This is a genomic window from Chitinimonas sp. BJYL2 (assembly GCF_027257935.1).
Lineage (GTDB): Bacteria > Pseudomonadota > Gammaproteobacteria > Burkholderiales > Chitinimonadaceae > Chitinimonas.
Window position 1 is genome coordinate 1,015,184 of the sequence record NZ_JANZKW010000001.1, and the last position, 16,029, is coordinate 1,031,212.

At 60.5% G+C, this 16,029-nt stretch carries 14 protein-coding genes; 8 read left to right on the forward strand and 6 right to left on the reverse strand.

Features of this window, described 5'->3' with window-relative positions; all coding sequences use genetic code 11:
• Positions 1–139: 139 nt before the first annotated feature.
• The 3 genes from gyrB to dnaA form a co-directional block, all read right to left on the reverse strand.
• Entirely contained in the window at positions 140–2,536 is a 2,397-nt protein-coding gene (gene gyrB, locus O9X62_RS04720; protein ID WP_269531611.1) for a DNA topoisomerase (ATP-hydrolyzing) subunit B, read from the reverse strand.
• Between the two features lie 106 nt (positions 2,537–2,642).
• Positions 2,643–3,749, reverse strand: a complete 1,107-nt coding sequence (gene dnaN, locus O9X62_RS04725; protein ID WP_269531612.1) for a DNA polymerase III subunit beta — start codon at positions 3,747–3,749, stop codon at positions 2,643–2,645.
• 203 nt (positions 3,750–3,952) lie between these two features.
• A complete protein-coding gene (gene dnaA, locus O9X62_RS04730) occupies positions 3,953–5,329 on the reverse strand; it encodes a chromosomal replication initiator protein DnaA (protein WP_269531613.1) in 1,377 nt (458 codons plus the stop codon).
• Positions 5,330–5,586: 257 nt separating this feature from the next.
• On the opposite strand from dnaA, the gene rpmH reads away from it, so the two are divergent.
• The 8 genes from rpmH to O9X62_RS04770 all read left to right on the forward strand — a co-directional run bounded on the left by rpmH (position 5,587) and on the right by O9X62_RS04770 (position 12,921).
• Positions 5,587–5,721, forward strand: a complete 135-nt coding sequence (gene rpmH / locus O9X62_RS04735) for a 50S ribosomal protein L34 (protein ID WP_269531614.1) — start codon at positions 5,587–5,589, stop codon at positions 5,719–5,721.
• A 9-nt stretch (positions 5,722–5,730) separates the two neighbouring features.
• Entirely contained in the window at positions 5,731–6,069 is a 339-nt protein-coding gene (gene rnpA / locus O9X62_RS04740) for a ribonuclease P protein component (RefSeq protein ID WP_308446422.1), read from the forward strand.
• Positions 6,069–6,278 carry a membrane protein insertion efficiency factor YidD gene (gene yidD / locus O9X62_RS04745; protein WP_269531616.1) on the forward strand — a complete coding sequence of 70 codons (210 nt, stop codon included), beginning with the start codon at positions 6,069–6,071 and terminating at the stop codon, positions 6,276–6,278. The genes rnpA and yidD overlap by 1 nt, the downstream gene beginning before the upstream one ends.
• 23 nt (positions 6,279–6,301) lie before the next feature.
• Complete coding sequence (gene yidC, locus O9X62_RS04750) at positions 6,302–7,978, forward strand: membrane protein insertase YidC (RefSeq protein ID WP_269531617.1); 1,677 nt, start codon at positions 6,302–6,304, stop codon at positions 7,976–7,978.
• 83 nt (positions 7,979–8,061) lie between these two features.
• Positions 8,062–9,414 (forward strand): tRNA uridine-5-carboxymethylaminomethyl(34) synthesis GTPase MnmE, encoded by a 1,353-nt coding sequence (gene mnmE, locus O9X62_RS04755; RefSeq protein ID WP_308446432.1) that lies wholly within the window; start codon positions 8,062–8,064, stop codon positions 9,412–9,414.
• A gap of 563 nt (positions 9,415–9,977) precedes the next feature.
• Positions 9,978–11,108, forward strand: a complete 1,131-nt coding sequence (locus O9X62_RS04760; RefSeq protein WP_269531619.1) for a Re/Si-specific NAD(P)(+) transhydrogenase subunit alpha — start codon at positions 9,978–9,980, stop codon at positions 11,106–11,108.
• Between the two features lie 126 nt (positions 11,109–11,234).
• On the forward strand, positions 11,235–11,531 hold the full coding sequence (locus O9X62_RS04765; RefSeq protein WP_308446433.1) for a proton-translocating transhydrogenase family protein: 297 nt from the start codon (positions 11,235–11,237) through the stop codon (positions 11,529–11,531).
• A gap of 10 nt (positions 11,532–11,541) precedes the next feature.
• Positions 11,542–12,921, forward strand: coding sequence for an NAD(P)(+) transhydrogenase (Re/Si-specific) subunit beta (locus O9X62_RS04770; protein ID WP_269531621.1), 1,380 nt, complete (start codon positions 11,542–11,544; stop codon positions 12,919–12,921).
• A gap of 137 nt (positions 12,922–13,058) precedes the next feature.
• On the opposite strand, the gene O9X62_RS04775 is transcribed toward O9X62_RS04770, so the two are convergent.
• The 3 genes from O9X62_RS04775 to O9X62_RS04785 are packed head-to-tail and all read right to left on the reverse strand — an operon-like array spanning position 13,059 to position 16,009.
• Positions 13,059–14,096 (reverse strand): GTP-binding protein, encoded by a 1,038-nt coding sequence (locus O9X62_RS04775; protein ID WP_269531622.1) that lies wholly within the window; start codon positions 14,094–14,096, stop codon positions 13,059–13,061.
• Complete coding sequence (locus O9X62_RS04780) at positions 14,093–14,716, reverse strand: ParA family protein (RefSeq protein ID WP_269531623.1); 624 nt, start codon at positions 14,714–14,716, stop codon at positions 14,093–14,095. Before O9X62_RS04780 ends, O9X62_RS04775 begins: the two co-directional genes overlap by 4 nt.
• Before the next feature lie 6 nt (positions 14,717–14,722).
• Positions 14,723–16,009 (reverse strand): acetyl-CoA C-acetyltransferase, encoded by a 1,287-nt coding sequence (locus O9X62_RS04785; RefSeq protein ID WP_269531624.1) that lies wholly within the window; start codon positions 16,007–16,009, stop codon positions 14,723–14,725.
• Between the last annotated feature and the right edge of the window lie 20 nt (positions 16,010–16,029).

Sequence of the window (16,029 nt, forward strand, 5' to 3'; positions counted from 1 at the left end):
ACAGATTATCTAGTCAGCTAATTAGCCAAAAAAAACAACGTTCACCTCTCGACGAACGTTGTTTAGTTAGTTCTGATACTACGGAGGCACAGTTCAGTTGTTGACGATTAATCTCAACGTTCCTTGCTTCCGAAACTCGTCAAACATCGATATTGCGCGCCACCAAAGCATTCTGTTCAATGAACTGCCGTCGCGGCTCCACCTGGTCGCCCATCAGCGTGGTGAAGATATCGTCGGCCGCCATGGCGTCTTCGATCTGCACCTTCATCAAGCGACGTACGGTCGGGTCCATCGTCGTTTCCCACAGCTGCTCTGGGTTCATTTCACCCAAGCCCTTGTAGCGCTGGATGCTCATATTGCGGCGGACTTCGTTCATCAGCCAATCCAGCGCTTCGCCGAATTCGCGAACCGGTTGTTCGCGTTCGCCACGACGGACAATGGCGTCTTCGCCGAGCAAGCCGGTGAGCATGTCGGCGGTTTTACGCAGTTGCTGGTAATCGCCCGATTCAAGGAAATCGTGGTCCAGATACTGGACGGCGATATTGCCGTGGATGGCGCGCGTGAGTTTGATGATCCAGCTGTCGTTCTTGTCGTCGTGCACCACATCAAAGGTGTAAGCCGGGTCGTTCAGCGCGGCTGCCAGGGCAGCGGATGAGGCACGAGCGGCGGCTTCGTCCTTGTGATTGATCGGTGTGGACTTGATCAAGGCATAGAGCACTGCCGGGTCGATCAGACGTTTCTCGCGTTCGATCACGGCCTGGGCCAGCAGGTATTGGCGTGCCAAGGCATCCAGTGCCAAGCCTTCAAGCGGTTCCGCGGCTTCACGTGGAACCAGCTGTGCGCCTGCCAAGGCCAGCTTGAGCAGGTACTGGTTCAGTTCCTGATCATCCTTCTGGTATTGCTCGTTCTTGCCATGCTTGACCTTGTACAGCGGCGGCTGGGCAATGTAGACATAACCCCGCTCGACCAGCTCGGGCAGCTGGCGGTACAGGAAGGTCAGCAGCAGGGTACGGATGTGGGCACCGTCCACGTCGGCATCGGTCATGATGATGATGCGGTGGTAACGCAGCTTGGCCAGATCGAAATCATCCTTGCCGATACCGCAACCGAGTGCGGTAATCAGCGTGGCGATCTGCTCGCTGGAAATCAGCTTGTCGAAACGGGCGCGCTCCACGTTAAGTACCTTGCCGCGCAGCGGCAGGATGGCCTGGAATTTGCGGTCACGACCTTGCTTGGCTGAGCCACCCGCCGAGTCACCTTCCACGATGTAGATTTCGGATAGTGCCGGGTCTTTTTCCTGGCAGTCGGCCAGTTTTCCGGGCAGACCCAAACCATCCATCACGCCCTTGCGGCGCGTCAGTTCGCGCGCGCGACGTGCTGCATCGCGGGCACGGGCGGCTTCGACGATCTTGCCGCAGATGGTCTTGGCGTCGATGGGGTTTTCCAGCAAGAAGTCATTGAGCGCCTGCGAGAGGATTTCATTGACGACCGGAGTGATCTCGCTGGAGACCAGTTTGTCTTTGGTCTGGCTGCTGAACTTGGGATCGGGCAGCTTGACGCTGAGTACGCAGGTCAGGCCTTCGCGCATGTCATCGCCCGCCGTTTCGATCTTGGCTTTCTTGGCGATTTCATTGGCTTCGATGTACTGGTTCAGCGTGCGCGTCATCACCTGACGCAGTGCGGTGAGGTGGCTGCCACCGTCGCGTTGCGGGATGTTGTTGGTGAAGCACTGCACGGATTCCTGATACGAATCGTTCCACTGCATGGCGGCTTCTACGGTCATGCCGTCCTTTTCGCCCAGTGCGTAGAAAATCTTCGGGTGCAATACGCTCTTGTTGCGGTTCATGTACTCCACAAAGCCACGTACACCACCCGAATAGGCAAAGTTCTCTTCTTTGCCGGTGCGCTTGTCCATGAGGACGATCGCCACACCATTGTTCAGGAAGCTCAGCTCGCGTATCCGCTTGGCCAGGATTTCGTAGTGGAACTCCACGGTGCCGAAGGTTTCGGTGCTGGCAAGGAAATGGACTTCGGTGCCACGGTGCTCGGTCTGGCCGACGACCTTGAGCGGCTCGACGCGATCACCACGGCGGAACTCCATGTGGTGCACCTTGCCGTCGCGACGGATCGTCAGCTTGAGCCAATCGCTCAAAGCGTTGACCACCGACACGCCCACGCCGTGCAAACCTCCGGAAACCTTGTAGCTGTTCTGGTCGAACTTGCCGCCGGCATGCAGTTCGGTCATCACGATTTCAGCGGCAGAACGCTTGAATTCGTCTTCTTCCTTGATGGCAGTGGGAATGCCGCGCCCGTTGTCTTCGATGGAGATCGAGTTATCGGGATGAATGATGACCTTGATCTCGTTACAGTGGCCTGCCAGCGCTTCATCGATGGCGTTATCCAGCACTTCAAACACCATGTGATGCAGACCGGTACCGTCCTGCGTATCGCCGATATACATGCCCGGGCGTTTGCGTACGGCCTCCAAGCCTTTCAGCATCTTGATGCTGTCTGCACCGTATTCCTGATCGCTCATTCGTGTTCCACCTAGTCTTGCTGTGGATGCACGCCTTATCGGACGTACATCCAAAAAAATGCTAAAGCCGGCCAAGTTGCTGGCCGGCTGGTTGGACTGTTTTACCTCAGATGCGCATCGGCATCACGACATATTTGAAGTTGGCTTCTTCAGGCACAGTTACCAGCGTGCTGCTGGTGGCGTGGTCGCCAAAGGCAAACACCACGTTTTCGTGTTCCAGATTGGTCAGCACGTCGAGCAGGTAACCGATGTTGAAGCCGATATCTAGCGGGTCACCTCGGTAGGCAATTTCCAGCTCTTCGGTTGCTTCTTCCTGCTCGCTGTTGTTACAGATGATCTTGAGGATGCCATCGCTGAGCACCAGACGCACGCCTCGGAATTTCTCGTTCGACAGGATGGCTGCGCGTTGCAGTGAGCCCAGCAGTTGTTGGCGGTTCAAAGGAATCAGCTTTTCATTGCCAACCGGAATCACGCGATTGTAATCGGGGAACTTGCCGTCCACGACCTTGGAGTGGATCACGATATTGCCGAAGGCGAACTTGACCTGGTTCTGGGCAATCTCGATATCGACTTCGTCGTCGATGTCGGCCAGCAGTTTGTAGAGCTCCAGAATGGTTTTGCGCGGCAGGATGACTTCGTGCCGCTCCATGTTCTGGGTAATGGCACCGGAGATGAAACCCAGACGGTGGCCATCGGTGGCAACTAGGCGCAGCTCGTTACCTTCGGTCTGCATCAACAGGCCGTTGAGGTAATAGCGAATGTCCTGATGCGCCATGGCGTATTGCACACGGCTGATCAGTGCCTTGAGCTGACGCTGACCGACAGTGAAGCGGCTGCGCACGTTGGTATCGATAGCGAGCTTGGGGAAATCCTGTGCTGGCAGCGTCTGCAGGTTGAAACGGCTCTTTCCGGCTTTCACGGTGAGGCGGTTGTCATCCTGTTCGAGACTCACTTTTGTGCCATCAGTAATTGCACGCAGGATGTCCTGGAATTTCTTGGCCGAGATGGTCAGCTGGAAATCACCGCCTTCGGTATCGCTATGTGCAGTGCTGATCTGGATTTCCAGATCGGTCGCCAGAAAGCTCAGTTCACCTGCCTGCTTGGATATCAGCACATTCGACAGGATGGGCAGCGTATGCCGACGTTCGACGATACCGGTGACGGTGGCCAGCGGTTTGAGGAGCGCATCGCGATCTGCTTGTATCAGCAACATGATTGATTGATTCCTGATAGTAGTTTGATAAAGCTGGCCATTTTCTGTGGATAAGCCAATTTACCGTTCGTTTTCAATTACTTGCAGCAAAATCTGGCTGTGGATAGTGTGCGCTGGCGCCTGTGCATGGTTTGTGTCCCGTTTTCGGGCCTGTGACTAACAGGGAGCTTATCCACATTTCACACCGTCTTGTTCGGCCTGTTTCAATTGCGCAGTATCTGCGCGAGTACGTTGTAATCGTGATTCATATTGGCGTCAGATTGGCGCAGCGATGCGATGGTCTTGCAGGCGTGCAGTACGGTCGTGTGATCGCGTCCGCCAAAGGCTTCACCAATGGCGGGCAGGCTCATCTGGGTCAGGTCTTTGGTCAGGGCCATGGCGATCTGACGCGGGCGGGCGATATCGCGTGTGCGTTTCTTGGAGTGCATGTCGGCCACTTTGATCTTGTAGAAGTCGGCTACCGTCTTCTGGATGTTCTCCACCGAGATCAGCTTGTTGCCCGAGGCCAGAATATCTTTCAGTGCTTCCTTGGCCACATCGAGGGTGATCTGCTCACCGGTAAACCGTGAGTACGCGAGCACCCGCTTGAGCGCGCCTTCGAGTTCGCGGACATTGGAGCGGATGTGCTTGGCGATGAAGAAGCTCACCGTTGAATCGAGCTTGAAACCTTCAGATTCGGCCTTCTTGTGCAGGATGGCCACGCGCATTTCCAGCTCGGGCGGCTCGATGGCCACGGTCAGGCCCCAGCCAAAGCGCGAGATCAGCCGGTCTTCAATACCCTCGATTTCCTTGGGATAGCGATCCGAGGTAATGATGACCTGGCGGTGGCCTTCGATCAGGGCGTTGAACGCATAGAAAAACTCTTCCTGCGTACGGCTCTTGCCTGAGAAGAACTGGATATCGTCGATCAGCAGCAGATCCAGCGAATGGTAATAGCGTTTGAACTCGTCAAAGGCCTTGTGCTGGTAGGCGCGCACGACATCCGCCACATAGCGCTCGGCGTGGATATAGCGGATCTTGGCATCGGGGTTGTGCTGGTGCACCAGATTGCCGATGGCCTGGATCAGGTGAGTCTTGCCCAGGCCCACGCCCCCGTAAACGAACAGCGGGTTATAGGCAGAACCGGGGTTTTCGGCGATCTGGATGGCGGCGGCGCGGGCAAGCTGGTTGGCCTTGCCGGTGACCAAGGTTTCAAATGTGAAGTTCGGGTTCAGCCGCGTGGTTTCGTTGGCCATGGCCATCGAGCGTTGCGGCACGGGCTTGCTGGCAGCGACAGCCGGGCTGCCGGTAGTCTGGGCGGCACCATTGCTGGCCGGTTTGGCCACCCGGTTTTCCGCCACGCGCAGTTCCAGCGTGGGCTGATTGTTGCCGAAGAATTCGGTGGCGTATTTCTCGATACGCACCATGAACCGGTCGCGCACGAACTGGAGCGAGAACTGGTTGGGCGCGTACAGGTACACCGCCTCGCTATCCACAGCGCAGCTGATCGGTTTGATCCAGGTGTTGAACTGCTGTGCGGAAAGCTCCTCCGCAAACCGGGCAAGGCAGTTCGGCCAGAATTGTTCGGCGGGTGTCGTCATATTATTGGAATCGTGTGGCGCAGCCGGCCTCAAGGTCTGGCGGCCGTGGGGAAATCCCGCGCCGGACGCAGCCGGGAAACGCTCGGATTACCAGGCTGCGAAGACCCGCTGGAACGGGCATTTCAGGCGGCCAATTCTAGTCACTTTCAGGGGGCTTATCCACAGGCTGTGGAAAATAAGGTCATTGACAAATAGGGCTTTTTTCCGTTTAATCGCACGTTTTCTAAAGAACACGAACCCAGTCTGGGGCTAATGCCATGAAACGTACTTACCAACCTTCCGTCATTCGTCGCAAGCGTACCCACGGTTTCCTCGTGCGTAGCCGTACCCGCGGTGGTCGCGCTGTCCTGGCTGCCCGTCGCGCCAAGGGCCGCCATCGTCTGTCCGTCTAAGGTCGACGGTTGACGCTACGCTTCACCAAGCAGCAACGCTTGTTAAAAACGGATGAATTTTCATCCGTTTTTAGTTTGCGCCGTATCCACACCAATGCCTTCTTCCAGGCATGGTGCAAAACCAACACCCTGGGCCATCCGCGTCTGGGGGTGGTGGTGGCCAAGCGCGTCGAGCGCCGCGCCGTCGGGCGTAATTTCATCAAGCGCACCATCCGCGAAGTGTTCCGCCATGAGGCGGGCGGCCTGGCCAGCCTGGACCTGATCGTCCGTGCCAAACGCAGCTTCCGTGCTACCGAAGCGCAAGCCGCCAGGCAGGCGCTGCTGAAACTGCTGGAACGCTTCCGCTGATGTCGCGCCTGCTGGTCTGGCTCATTCTGGGCTACCGCTACTTGATTAGCCCGATCCTGGGCCCCAATTGCCGTTACACGCCCAGCTGTTCGGAGTACGCCGTCATGGCCGTGCGCCGTCATGGCGCTGCGCGTGGCGGATGGCTTACAATCCGCCGGCTTTGCCGCTGTCACCCTTGGGGTGGCCACGGGCACGACCCTGTGCCCTGATTCTTACGACGAGCTCCTGTCCCATGGATATCAAACGTCTGGTTATTTTCGTGGTGCTGTCTGTGGCCATCCTGTTCGGCTGGCAGAAGTGGCTGGCGCCGCAACCCGTGGTTGCGCCGGTGGCCGATACGGCTAAGGCACCTGCCGCCAATGCCGGTGCTGCAGCCGCGCCCGCTGGCCCCGCCGCAACCGCCAATGACGCTGCTAGCAAGCTGCAGCGTGGCAATCGCATCAAGGTGACCACTGATCTGGTATCGGCTGAGATCGATACCATGGGGGGCGATCTGCGTCAGCTGAGCTTCCTCAAGCACGGTCAGGTTGAAGACCCCAGCAAGCCCTTCGTGCTGTTTGAAGAAGCTGGTAAGCACACCTATGTGGCGCAGACCGGCTTGATGGCATCGGGCATGCCCAATCTGCCCACGCACCGCACCGTGTTCACCAGCGCAAGCAGTACCGCCACGCTCAAGGATGGTGAAGACAGTGTTTCGGTACGCCTCGACGCGCCTGAAGTCGGCGGCGTCAAAGTCGCCAAGATCTACACCTTCAAGCGCGGCAGCTATCTGATCGATGTGAAGTACGAGGTCAGCAACGGCAGCGCCGCACCGCTGAACCTCTCGGCTTACTACCGCCTGCTGCGCGATGGCAAGGAACTCGAAGGCACGGGCGGTTTCTTCGGCGTGCACACCTTCACTGGTCCGGCGGTGTACAGCAGTGATGCTGGCAAGATGCAGACCGTGGCGTTCTCCGATATCGACAAGGGCAAGGCCGATTACCCCAAAGAAGGCAAGGACGGCTGGGTGGCCATGCTGCAGCACTACTTTGCCTCGGCTTGGCTGCTGAGCCCGAATCAGGGTAGCAATGTGTGCGCGGCCAAGGCCTGTCGCTTTGAAGTGAAGACCGCGGGTGAATACTACTCGGCTGGAGCGATTGTGGATCTGGCCCCGATTGCCGCCGGTGCTACCGGCCAGATCGCTGTGCCGCTCTACGCCGGTCCGCAGGAAACGCGCGCACTGGAAGCCGCTGCGCCACGTCTGGAACTGGTGAAGGACTATGGCATTTTCAAGGTGATTGCCGAGCCCATGTTCTGGGCGCTCGACAAGATCCACGGCCTGATCGGCAACTGGGGCTGGGCGATCGTCGTCTTTACCCTGTTGATCAAGATTGCCTTCTATCCGCTGTCGGCTGCCAGCGCGCGCTCGATGGCCAAGATGAAGAAGCTGGCTCCGCGCATGCAGCGCCTCAAGGAACAATACGGCGACGACCGCATGAAGTTCCAGCAGGCCGTGATGGAAATGTACAAGCAGGAAAAGGCCAACCCGTTGTCGGGCTGTCTGCCTATCCTGATCCAGATTCCCGTATTCATGGGCCTGTACTGGATGCTGCTGGCTGCGGTGGAACTGCGCCAGGCACCTTGGGCATTCTGGATTCAGGATCTGTCGGTCGCTGACCCGTACTTCGTGCTGCCGGTGCTGATGGCGGCTTCCATGTACGTGCAAGCGCTGCTAAACCCGCCCTCGCCCGATCCGATGCAGGACAAGATGATGAAGATCATGCCGTTGATCTTCTCGGTGTTCACGCTGTTCTTCCCGGCCGGTCTGGTGCTTTACTGGGTGGTCAACAACGTGTTCTCCATCGGTCAGCAGTGGTACATGAACCGCATGATCGAACGTGAAGACAGCCATAGCGCCAAGTCACACTGATCTGCGCGTCGCGTTGTTTTCTACAAGGCCCGGTTCTGCCGGGCCTTGTTACATCCAGCCCCTGAATGCCTAAACTGATCACCATGCCCAAACCAACTGCCTACCGAGACACGATTGCTGCGATTGCCACCGCGCCCGGCCGCGGCGGAGTGGGGGTCGTGCGGGTGTCGGGCAGCGGTCTGGCCGCGTTTGCCCAGACGCTCACCGGCAAGACACTCAAACCGCGTCACGCCCACTACGCCGAGGTACGCGATACCCACGGCGCTGTCATCGATCAGGGTCTGGCGCTGTTCTTCCCCGCGCCGCATTCATTCACGGGTGAGGATGTACTCGAAATTCAGGGCCATGGTGGTCCCGTGGTCATGCAGATGCTGCTGCGGCGCTGTCTGGAACTGGGTGCGCGCCTGGCTCAACCGGGCGAGTTCACCCGCCGCGCTTTTCTGAACGACAAGCTCGATCTGGCTCAGGCCGAGAGTGTGGCCGACCTGATCGACGCGGGTTCCGAAGCCGCAGCGCGTTCGGCACTGCGCTCGCTGGCGGGCGCCTTCTCGACCGAAATTCACGCCTTGGTCGACCGGCTGATCAATCTGCGCATGCTGGTCGAGGCCACCTTGGATTTCCCCGAAGAAGACATCGACTTCCTAGAGGCCGCCAATGCGCGGGGCAAGCTGGCTGATATATCGACCCAGCTTGCCAGAGTGATGGCCACCGCCAGCCAGGGGCGCCTGCTGCGTGAGGGCATGCATGTGGTGCTGATCGGTCAACCCAATGTGGGCAAGTCCAGCCTGATGAACGCACTGGCTGGCGAGGATGTGGCGATTGTGACCGATATTGCCGGCACCACCCGCGATACCGTGCGGGAACTGATCCAGCTGGATGGTGTGCCCATGCATGTGATCGATACCGCGGGCTTGCGCGAGACCGAGGATGCGGTAGAACGAATCGGCATTCAGCGCACCTGGGCGGCGGTGGAGAAGGCCGATCTGGCGCTATTGCTGATCGACAGTCGCGAGGGCATTACAGAGCACGATGCCGCGATTCTGGCGCGCCTGCCGGATCGCTTGCCGCGCCTGCATGTGTTCAACAAGATAGACCTGACCGGCGAGCCCGAGGGGCGCGGCGAGGAGGCGGGACACCCGGTGGTCCGCCTGTCGGCCAAGGCCGGTGCCGGTCTCTCCGCCTTGCGCGCTACTTTGCTGGAGATGGTGGGCTGGGGCGGTGAGGATGCCGGGGTATTCCTGGCGCGCGAGCGCCATCTCGATGCCCTGCGCCATGCCAGCCAGCATCTGCAGACGGCGGCCGAGGTCTGGCAGCAGGTTGAACTGTTTGCTGAAGAGCTGAGGCTGGCGCAGCTGTCTTTATCCAGCATTACCGGCGAGTTCACGGCGGACGATCTGCTCGGTGAGATCTTCAGCCGCTTCTGCATCGGCAAGTAGCGCGAGTCGCAACCTCATCCTTCCTTCTGGCCCTCACACATTTGGCAGGCACCGCCATGGCTTGAGCCGCGGCCACGCCTTGTAGCGGTTTGCCAACAGCGGCAAACCCGGCCCGTGGTCCCCGCTAAGGTAGCCATGGCGGGGGATCAGGCGTCAGACCGGCCGCCGGTCCGTGGCATGCGCGCGACATTTGCGCCGCGCTTGCATCCAATCACCCGAACGGCCTTCCATTTCAATCAAGCGCATGCTTGAATTGACAAACCGCTCAAACGCTTGTTTGAAACGGGTCGGGTCTTACTACCCGGCCTCGTTGGCGTCCTCCGGCCGGGCACAACCCGGCTGTCTTCTTCTGCCGTCACCGACGGCGATGTCTTGGTATGCCAAGCCTGATGACCCCAGGCGCGTACCTGTCCGTCCTCGCCCATGGCAGCGCAGGCCGTATGCCAGTTCCGGCAGATGGCGGACTCAGCAACTACAGTAAAACGCGGAGTCGCGTCCGTTTCGTTAACAAACCCAAGGTGGGGCACTTTTGGTTTGGTAATGAAATGAAGAGGTGCTATCCCATGAAAATCGCCATTCCCAGGGAGTCGGCGCAACGCGAAACCCGTGTTGCCGCTACGCCCGAGACGGTGAAGAAGTATCTGGCCCTGGGCCACACGGTGACCGTGCAAAGCGGTGCCGGCACACACAGTGCGCAACCGGATTCGGCGTATGCCGACGCCGGCGCCAGCATTGCGCCGGATTACGCCGCCACGGTGGCGGGTGCCGGCCTGATCCTGAAGGTGCGTGCACCATCAGGTGAAGAACTGGCTGCCCTTGATGATGGCGCGGCGGTGGTGGCCCTGTGTGACCCGTATCGGAACGCCGATCTGCCCGCCTATGCGGCCAAGCGGCTCGATATGTACGCCATGGAACTGGTCCCGCGCACCACGCGCGCGCAGGCCATGGATGTGCTGTCGAGCCAGGCCAATATCGCCGGCTACAAGGCGGTACTGCTGGCCACCGAGTTCTATCCGCGCTTCATGCCCATGATGATGACGGCCGCCGGCACGGTCAAACCCGCGCGCGTGCTGATTCTGGGTGCGGGCGTGGCCGGTTTGCAGGCAATTGCCACGGCCAAGCGGCTCGGTGCGGTGGTCGAAGCCTTCGATGTGCGGCCGGCCGCCAAGGAACAGGTCGAATCGCTGGGTGGCAAGTTCGTGGAAGTGGCGCTGACCGATGAGGAAAAGCAGCAGGCCGAAACGGCGGGCGGCTATGCGCGGGAGATGTCGGACGACTACAAGCAGCGTCAGGCCGCGCTCGTGGACAAGCATGCCCGCAATGCCGATATCGTCATCACCACGGCGCTGATTCCAGGCCGGCCAGCGCCGGTGCTGATCCAGCCCGAAACGGTGGCTGCCATGAAGCCCGGTGCGGTACTGGTGGATCTGGCCGTGGAAAACGGTGGCAACTGCCCACTATCCAAGCTCAATGAGGTGGTGACCACCGAGGGCGGCGTAAAGCTCGTCGGCTACGGCAATCTGCCGGGCTTGGTGGCGTGTGATGCCTCGGCACTCTACGCGCGCAACCTGCTCAATTTTGCCGCGCTGATCCTTGACAAGGACAAGGGCTACCACGTGAACCGCGAGGACGACATTGTCGCCGCCAGCCTGATTACGCATGGCGGTGAAGTCCTGTTCGGCAAAAAGGCTTGATCCGGGCCGCATTCCTGCGCCGCCCCAACCAGAATCCGGGAGACTCCCATGAGCAGCACAGAAACCGTCGCGCAAGCCGCGACCCAGGCCGCCCAGGCGGCTGCCAGCTTGCCGGTCGAGCAGCTGGTGCAAACCCCGTTCGTGTCCACCTTCACGATTTTCATCCTCGCCATCTTCATCGGCTACCACGTGGTCTGGAGCGTCACGCCGGCGCTGCACACGCCGCTGATGGCGGTGACCAATGCGCTGTCGAGCATCATCATCGTCGGTGCGGTGTTGCAGACGGTCGATATCGGCGGTCAGAGCATCACGCTGACCTCCGTACTCGGTGCCGTGGCGGTGTTCCTGGCCAGCGTGAACATCTTCGGCGGCTTCGCGGTTACATCGCGCATGCTCGACATGTTCAAGAAGAAGAAAAAGTGAGGGGCATGCCATGAATCTGATCACTCAACACGCAGACTGGCTGTACCTGATCGCCGCCATCCTGTTCATCTTTACCCTCAAGGGCCTGTCTAGCCCGACCGGCGCGATTGCCGGTAACCGTTACGGCATGGTCGGCATGGCGCTGGCCGTGCTGGTGACCTTGGTGATTGCACCCAGCCCGAATCTGGCGCTGATTGCGATTGCCATGCTGGCCGGTGCCGGTATCGGCATCTACCGCGCCAAGACGGTGCCGATGACACAAATGCCCGAAACCGTGGCGCTGATGCATTCGCTGGTCGGTCTGGCCGCCGTGCTGATCGCGCTGGCCGCTGTGCACAACCCCGAGCAGGCTCATAGCACCGTGCAGCGCGTGGAGCTGTTCATCGGCTGCTTTATCGGCGGGCTCACGTTTACCGCATCGATCATTGCCTGGGGCAAGCTCAGCGCCAAGCTCGCGGCCAAGCCCTTGCGCGGTGGCTGGGTAAAGCCGGCGCAGATCCTTGTTGCGGCCAGCATGCTGGGCTTTGGCGCGCATTACTTCGTGACCGAATCGCTGACCTCGTTCTGGATCATGACCGGTTTGTCGCTGGTGCTCGGCTATTTCCTGATCGCCCCGATCGGTGGCGGCGACATGCCAGTGGTCGTGTCCATGCTCAACAGCTATTCGGGCTGGGCCGCGGCCGGTATCGGCTTCACGCTGGGCAACTCGGTGCTGATCATTGCCGGCTCGCTGGTGGGTTCCAGCGGTGCGATCCTCAGCTACATCATGTGCAAGGCCATGAACCGCTCTTTCATCAGCGTGATCTTTGGCGGCAGCATGGGTGGCGACGAAGCAGCGGCAGTCGGTGAGGTGGTGCAGAAGCCCTACAAGTCGGGTAGTGCCGACGATGCCGCCTTCATGATGGGCAATGCCGACTCGGTGATCATTGTTCCCGGCTACGGCCTGGCGGTATCGCGCGCCCAGCATGCACTGCAGGAATACGCCCGCGCGCTGATCGACAAGGGCGTGAACGTGCGCTACGCGATTCACCCGGTTGCAGGCCGCATGCCCGGCCATATGAACGTGCTGCTGGCCGAGGCCGAAGTGCCGTACGAGCAGGTGCAGGAAATGGAAGAGATCAATGCCGACTTCAGCAATACCGATGTCGTGCTGGTCATCGGCGCCAACGATGTGGTCAACCCGGCCGCACTCAAGGACAAGTCCAGCCCCATTTACGGCATGCCGATCCTCGAAGCGCACAAGGCGCGCACGGTGATCGTGGTCAAACGCTCAATGAGCGCGGGCTATGCCGGCCTCGACAACGACCTGTTCTATATGGACAAGACCATGATGGTGTTCGGTGATGCCAAGAAGGTGGTCGAAGATATGATCAAGGCCGTGGGGCACTGATCGACCCCTTACAAGCTGTTTTTCGAGAGACGTCTACGCAGACGATTGCGCCGCCCTGATGGGGCGGCGCTTTTTTTGGGGCGTTTCACATGAAACAGTATGGCTTCACTGACTTGGAGCCGGCTGTTCTCCGGCGCCTATGCCTTGATCAGGCAGTCTAACAACGATGCCTCAGCCACGGACCAATCGGGCTTATCACTGGCCACGATCAGCTCGCAGCGTGAATCGCGCCGCCACGCGATCTCGACGGCCGAAACCTCGCCACTAACCCAGTTGAATAGCAGCCAGCCATGATCGGTATGGAACACGCCTTTACCGCGTTGCAGTTGCGGGAGTTTGCGTTCTGCGAGGTGGAGCTGCTGAAACCATTGAGCAAGGGTTTCTGCGAAGAAACGTTGCTCAGGAGGCCAGAGCCACCCACGGCTGGATTGACCGGGCTCTTGGTGCTCCTTGGTGACCGGCGCGCTAACGGTTGTCGCAGCGTCGCCGTTGGAGGCACGGCGGCTCGGCCGCGTTGGGTGCGCTGCGCTGGCGCGAAAGGCGGGGGTAGATTCAGTTGCAGGTGCATCGTCACCCAAATCCAGCAACTCGCGTGCAATCCCCCCCATGCTCGTCGTCCGCACCGCCAGCTTGGGCGGATACAGGGCCCCAGCCATCGCCAGAAAGCGATCCACGTCCTCGGCGTCCGTCCGGTCGCACTTGTTGGCAATCAGCACATCCGCCAGCGCAATCTGGTCGCGCCAGATCGCATGTGTCGTATAGCGGCTGTCGTTCAGTTGCCTCGGGTCGACCAGCGTGATCGTGGCGCGCACGTCCAGCGCGGCTTGCAGGTAAGGGTCGCGTAATACGTCGATGATGCCGGCCGGGTGGCCGAGGCCGCTGGGTTCGATCAGCAGGCGGTCGGGGCGGCGTTGGCGCAGGAGCTTGGTGAGGCTCACGCGCAGCATGGGGCTGGTGGTGCAGCAGATGCAGCCACCAGGGACTTCAACCACATTGAGCTGATCGCTGGCCGATTCAATCGCTGCACCGTCTATGCCCACTTCGCCGAACTCGTTGACCAGCACGGCCCAGAACTCGTCGGCCGGTTTCTCGGCCAGCAGCCGGCGGATGGCGGTGGTTTTGCCTACGCCCAGAAAGCCGGTGATCAGGTTCACCGGAACGCGCTGGGGGTTCATGCGTCCAGCCAGTCGAGTATCGGCTGCCATTGTTCAAGATCGCGCGCCACACGCGGGGCGGGCAGGTCGAATATGCCAAGGCCGCGTGGCAGCGTCTGCACGTAGAACTGGGTATCGCGCAGGCAGCTGAGTACGGGCAGATCAAAGCGGTCGAGAAAGTCGACCAGTTGCTGGCTGGCGCGCGTATTGGCCTTGACGCGCATGCCCACGACGCCGATCTGCACCTTGCCTTTGCGCACCTGCCTTTCCTCGGCCAAGCGGGTGAAGAAATCTTCGCTGGCCCACATATCGAAGCTCGATGGCTGCACGGGTACCAGCACCTGATCAGCGAGCTTGAGCGCGGCTTCCAGCCGCTTGCCGCGCAGGCCTGCTGCGGTGTCGAGGATGGCGATATCGCTGCCTTTGGGCGGCTTGGCGATGTCGTCCTCGTCGCAATCCCAGTGCGTAATCACGGGGAAGTGCGGCGAGCGCAGGCTCAGCCAGTGGCGAGTTGATTGCTGGCGGTCGATATCGCCCAGCAGCACCCGCTGGCGTTGCCATGCGTAGCGCACGGCCAGATTCGTGGCCAGCGTGGATTTACCCGCGCCGCCTTTGGGATTGGCGATCAGGATGGTTTTCATCGGGGATCAGGGGCGTTCGACGATGGCGGCAATGCCCATGCCGCCTGCGGTGCAGATCGAGATCAGCACGCGGCCGCTACCCTTTTGCGCCAGCAGTTTGGCGGCCACGCCGAGGATGCGTGTGCCGGTGGCAGCAAACGGATGGCCCACGGCCAGCGAGCTGCCCATCACATTGGTCTTGGCTGGGTCGATGCTGCCCAGCGGGGCAGAGAGGCCGAGGCGTTTCTGGCAGTAGTCGGCAGATTCCCAGGCGCGCAGCGTACACAGCACCTGGGCGGCGAAGGCTTCGTGGATTTCGTAGTAGTCGAAGTCTTGCAGGCTCAGGCCTGTGTCGGCCAGCAGGCGGGCGACGGCCACCGTCGGGGCCATCAGCAGGCCTTCGCCGGCGATGAAGTCGACCGAGGCTGTGCGCACATGGGTCAGGTAGGCCTGCACGGGCAGGCCGCGCTCGGCGGCCCAGGCGTCCGAGCCCAGCAGCACGGCCGATGCGCCATCGGTCAGCGGCGTGCTGTTGCCGGCCGTAAGTGTGCCCTGGCCCGAATCGCGGTCGAACGCGGGCTTGAGCGTGGCCAGCTTTTCGAGCGTGGAATCGGCGCGCAGATGGTTGTCGCGGTTCACGCCGGCGAACGGCACGATCAGATCGTTGAAAAAGCCGCTTTCATAGGCCTTGGCGGCCTTCATGTGGCTGTCGAAGGCGAGCTTGTCCTGATCGGCGCGGGCGATGCCCCATTGCTTGGCCATGATCTCGGTATGCTGGCCCATCGACATTTTCGTGCGCGGTTCCCCGGCGTTCGGTGCAAATGGCTTCAGTTCACCGAGGCCAAAGCCCTTGAAGGCAGCAAGCCGCTGGCCCAGGGTCTTGGCTTGCGAGAGTTTGACCAGGCGCTGCGCAAAGCGGCGCTGGAACACGATGGGTGCGTCGGAGGTGGTGTCGGTCCCGGCGGCGATGGCGCTGTCGATCTGCCCCAGCGCGATCTTGCCGGCCAGTTGCGCGGCGGCTTGCAGGCTGGTGCCGCAGGCCATCTGCACGGTGTAGGCGGTGCTCAGTGGCGACAGCTTGGTCGACAGCACGGCTTCACGCGTGAGGTTCCAGTCCTTGCTGTGCGAGATGACCGCCCCCGCGCCGACTTCGCCGATTTCCACGCCGGCCAGATTGCAGCGATCAGCCAGACCGTTGATGGCCCCGGCCAGCATGTCCAGATTGGTCTGCTCGGCATACAGGGTATTGGAACGGCAAAACGGAATGCGGCTGGCGCCGAGGATGGCGACGCGGCGTGCGTTGGCTTGGTACATGGAAGTCTCCCGGCGCAAAG

Coding starts and splice junctions, on each gene's coding strand:
- O9X62_RS04770 (WP_269531621.1), top strand. CDS start 11,542: ATGAATCTGATCACTCAACACGCAGACTGGCTGTACCTGATCGCCGCC.
- O9X62_RS04780 (WP_269531623.1), bottom strand. CDS start 14,716: ATGAAAACCATCCTGATCGCCAATCCCAAAGGCGGCGCGGGTAAATCC.
- rpmH (WP_269531614.1), top strand. CDS start 5,587: ATGAAACGTACTTACCAACCTTCCGTCATTCGTCGCAAGCGTACCCAC.
- gyrB (WP_269531611.1), bottom strand. CDS start 2,536: ATGAGCGATCAGGAATACGGTGCAGACAGCATCAAGATGCTGAAAGGC.
- O9X62_RS04775 (WP_269531622.1), bottom strand. CDS start 14,096: ATGAACCCCCAGCGCGTTCCGGTGAACCTGATCACCGGCTTTCTGGGC.
- yidC (WP_269531617.1), top strand. CDS start 6,302: ATGGATATCAAACGTCTGGTTATTTTCGTGGTGCTGTCTGTGGCCATC.
- O9X62_RS04760 (WP_269531619.1), top strand. CDS start 9,978: ATGAAAATCGCCATTCCCAGGGAGTCGGCGCAACGCGAAACCCGTGTT.
- mnmE (WP_308446432.1), top strand. CDS start 8,062: ATGCCCAAACCAACTGCCTACCGAGACACGATTGCTGCGATTGCCACC.
- dnaN (WP_269531612.1), bottom strand. CDS start 3,749: ATGTTGCTGATACAAGCAGATCGCGATGCGCTCCTCAAACCGCTGGCC.
- yidD (WP_269531616.1), top strand. CDS start 6,069: ATGTCGCGCCTGCTGGTCTGGCTCATTCTGGGCTACCGCTACTTGATT.
- dnaA (WP_269531613.1), bottom strand. CDS start 5,329: ATGACGACACCCGCCGAACAATTCTGGCCGAACTGCCTTGCCCGGTTT.
- O9X62_RS04785 (WP_269531624.1), bottom strand. CDS start 16,009: ATGTACCAAGCCAACGCACGCCGCGTCGCCATCCTCGGCGCCAGCCGC.